This window comes from Acidovorax sp. KPB24-07 (genome assembly GCF_057543315.1).
On the sequence record NZ_BAAJYS010000384.1, the window covers coordinates 1 to 3086 of the forward strand.

Annotated in this window: 3 protein-coding genes; all 3 read right to left on the reverse strand. The window is 70.4% G+C overall.

Annotated features, from left to right (window positions below; genetic code table 11):
* The coding region (gene pcnB / locus AC27IQ_RS21360) for a polynucleotide adenylyltransferase PcnB (protein ID WP_487090702.1) at positions 1-1608 on the reverse strand (1608 nt) is incomplete at its 3' end.
* Positions 1605-2306 (reverse strand): histidinol-phosphatase, encoded by a 702-nt coding sequence (locus AC27IQ_RS21365; RefSeq protein WP_272564467.1) that lies wholly within the window; start codon positions 2304-2306, stop codon positions 1605-1607. The genes AC27IQ_RS21365 and pcnB, both read right to left, overlap by 4 nt.
* A gap of 60 nt (positions 2307-2366) precedes the next feature.
* Positions 2367-3065, reverse strand: coding sequence for a DnaA regulatory inactivator Hda (hda, locus tag AC27IQ_RS21370; RefSeq protein ID WP_487090703.1), 699 nt, complete (start codon positions 3063-3065; stop codon positions 2367-2369).
* Positions 3066-3086: the final 21 nt, after the last annotated feature.

Sequence of the window (3086 nt, forward strand, 5' to 3'; positions counted from 1 at the left end):
CGAAGGCTTGCGGCGGCGCCGGCGGCGCTTCTTGGGGGCGGCCTGGCCGTCGCCGGCCGGGTCTTCGCCACCATCGTGTTCATGGTCCTGGCCGTCCTGCCCTTCCTGATCGGCCCCGGGAGGGGGCAGGCGGGCCGGGCGGGCCTCGCCAGGGGAGGCTGCAGCGCCGTCCGCATCCGCCGCAGGCCGGGGCACGCGGCGCACGACGGGCTGGGCCTTGCGCTGGCGGGACTTCTGCTCTTCGCGGGCCTGGTCGATCATGTCGTCGCGGCGCATGTCGTCGGCGTGCTGGAACTCCTGCCACCATTCGGCCAGCGCCTCCTCGACCTCGCCCACATCGGCGCGCAGGCGCATGAAGTCGAAGCCGGCACGAAAGCGCGCCTGGGCCACCATGCTGTAGGGCGTGGAGCCCACGCGCTTGTCGAAGCGCGGCTGCATGACCCAGATCTCGCGCATGTCGGCGGCCAGCTTGCCGCGGCCCGACACGTCGCCGATGCGCCGCTCGAACACGTCGTCGATGGCGTCCTGCAGCGCGGGAAACGGCTGCTCGCGCTGCGCGATGCGCCGGTCCCAGCCGGTCTTCACGTCCTGCCACAGCACGCAGGCCAGCAGGAAGCTCGGCGCCACGGGCTTGCCCTCGCCCACGCGGCGGTCGGTGTCGGCCAGGGCGGCGCTCACGAAGGAGGAATCAGCGCGCTCGACCACCACGTCCAGCAGCGGATAGATGCCGGTCGCCATGCCCAGCTTCTTGAGCTGCGCGATCGTGGCCAGCGCGTGGCCCGTCTGCAGCAGCTTGAGCATTTCGTCGAACATGCGGCTTTGCGGCACGTCGGCCAGCAGCGCCTGCGACTCGATCAGCGGGCCGGCCGTCTTGGGCTCGATGGTGAAACCCAGGCCCGCGAGCTTGGCCGCGAAACGCACGGCCCGGATGATGCGCACCGGGTCTTCGCGGTAGCGCGTGGCCGGGTCGCCGATCATGCGCAGCAGCTTTTTCTTCGCGTCCTGGATGCCCTTGTGGTAGTCCACCACGACCTGCGTTTCGGGGTCGTAGTACATCGCGTTGACGGTGAAGTCGCGCCGCGTGGCGTCTTCGTCCTGCGGGCCCCAGACGTTGTCGCGCAGCACGCGGCCGCTGGCGTCCACGGCGTGCTGCATGCCCACCAGCTGCTGCTTGCTGGTCTTTTCGTTGCCGCTCACCTGCTGCTCGATGGCGGTGTTGTCCAGGTAGGCGCGGAAGGTGGAGACCTCGATGACCTCGTGCTCACGGCCGCGGCCGTGCACCACATGCACGATGCGAAAGCGCTTGCCGATGATGAAGGCGCGGCGGAACAGGCCCTTGACCTGCTCGGGCGTGGCGTTGGTGGCTACGTCGAAGTCCTTGGGCCGCAGGCCCAGCAGCAGGTCGCGCACGGCGCCGCCCACGATGTAGGCCTCATAGCCCGCCGCCTTGAGCGTGCGCACCACGTCGGCCGCGCGGCGGTCCACCAGTTCGGGGTTGATGCCGTGCACCGAGGCGGGCACTTCCTCGCGCTTGCCGAAGCGGTTCTTTCCGCGGCCGGCGCCGGGGGCGCCCTTGCCCAGCAGTTTGTCGATGAACTTCTTGATCATGGTTGGGTGGGAAAGAGATCCAATATGCGCCAGCCACGCTGCTGCGCGAGCGCCCGCAGGCGGGGGTCGGGGTTGGTGGCCACCGGGTGATCGACGGTTTCGAGCAGCGGCACGTCGTTCATGGAGTCGCTGTAGAACGTGCTCTCCACGCCGCTCCAGGCCAGGCCGCGCGCCGCCAGCCATTCTTCCATGCGCCGCACCTTGCCTTCGCGCATGGTCGGCGTGCCCTCGATGGCGCCGGTGTACCAGCCCTGCGCGTCGCGCGCAAGGCCCATGGAGAGCAGCTCGTCCACACCCAGCGCCTGGGCGATGGGGCCGGTCACGAACTCGTTGGTGGCCGTGATGATGACCACCTGGTCACCCGCCGCCTGGTGCTGGCGCACCAACTCCAGCGCCTGCGGATGGATGGCGGGCCCGATCACTTCGCGCATGAACTGCGCATGCGCCGCCGCGGCGGCCTCGGGCCCGCGCTGGCGCACGGCCTCGATGGCAAAGCGCACGTAGTCGTGCACGTTCAGCGTGCCGGCCTGGTAATGGGCGTAGAACTCGTCGTTGCGGCGGCCGAACTCGACCGGGTCGTTCCAGCCGATGCGGATGGTGAACTCGCCCCACTCGTAGTCGGAGTCGAGCGGCAGCAGCGTATGGTCGAGGTCGAACAGGGCCAGCCGAGGGCGTTGCGCCGGGGGTTCAGGGTTCATGCGGTGTGGTGTATGGAAAAAGGGGCGGGCGAAGGGGAGGAAAGCCGGCGGCGTGCGCCGCTATTCGGACTCCAGCATGGCCCGCAGCAGGGGAATGGTGATGGCGCGCTGGGTGCGCAGGGCGAAGCTGTCCAACTGGTCCAGCAGCTGCATCAGGCTGCCCAGATCGCGCGAGAAGCGCTTGAGCATGTAGTCCATCACATCGTCGCCCAGGAAGATGCCGCGCGCGTCGGCCTCCTGGCGCAGCACGGCGCGGCGCTCGGCCTCGCCCAGCACGTGCAGCTGGAAGATGTGGCCCCAGCCCAGGCGGCTGCGCAGGTCGTCGCGCAGCGGCAGGTCGGCCGGCGGCGTCTGGCCGGCGGCCAGGACCCAGCGGGGTTCGCCCACGGCGGGGCTGATGGCATTGACGAACCAGTTGAAGGCGGCGGCCTGCTGGGCCGTGTTGTACAGGTGCACCTCGTCCAGCAGCACGGCGGACCAGCGGTCGTCGAACGCCGTCGGCTCGGCCACCGAGGCATCGAGCCAACCGACCGAGGCGCCCTGCTCGCGCAGGGCCTCGCGCACGGCCTCCAGCAGGTGGGTCTTGCCGCTGCCCGACTCGCCCCAGAGGTAGGTGGGCACCGGCGAGCGCAGCACCTCGACGGCGCCGTCGCCCACGGCCAGCCGCAGGTGCTGCAGGGCCGCCTCGTTGGTGCCGGCGAAGAACCGGGACAGCGTGGGCCCGGTGGCCAGGCCGATGTCGAGCGCGAGCTGCTTCATGCGCCGCGCCCCGGCACGGCG

Coding starts and splice junctions, on each gene's coding strand:
- AC27IQ_RS21365 (WP_272564467.1), bottom strand. CDS start 2,306: ATGAACCCTGAACCCCCGGCGCAACGCCCTCGGCTGGCCCTGTTCGAC.
- hda (WP_487090703.1), bottom strand. CDS start 3,065: ATGAAGCAGCTCGCGCTCGACATCGGCCTGGCCACCGGGCCCACGCTG.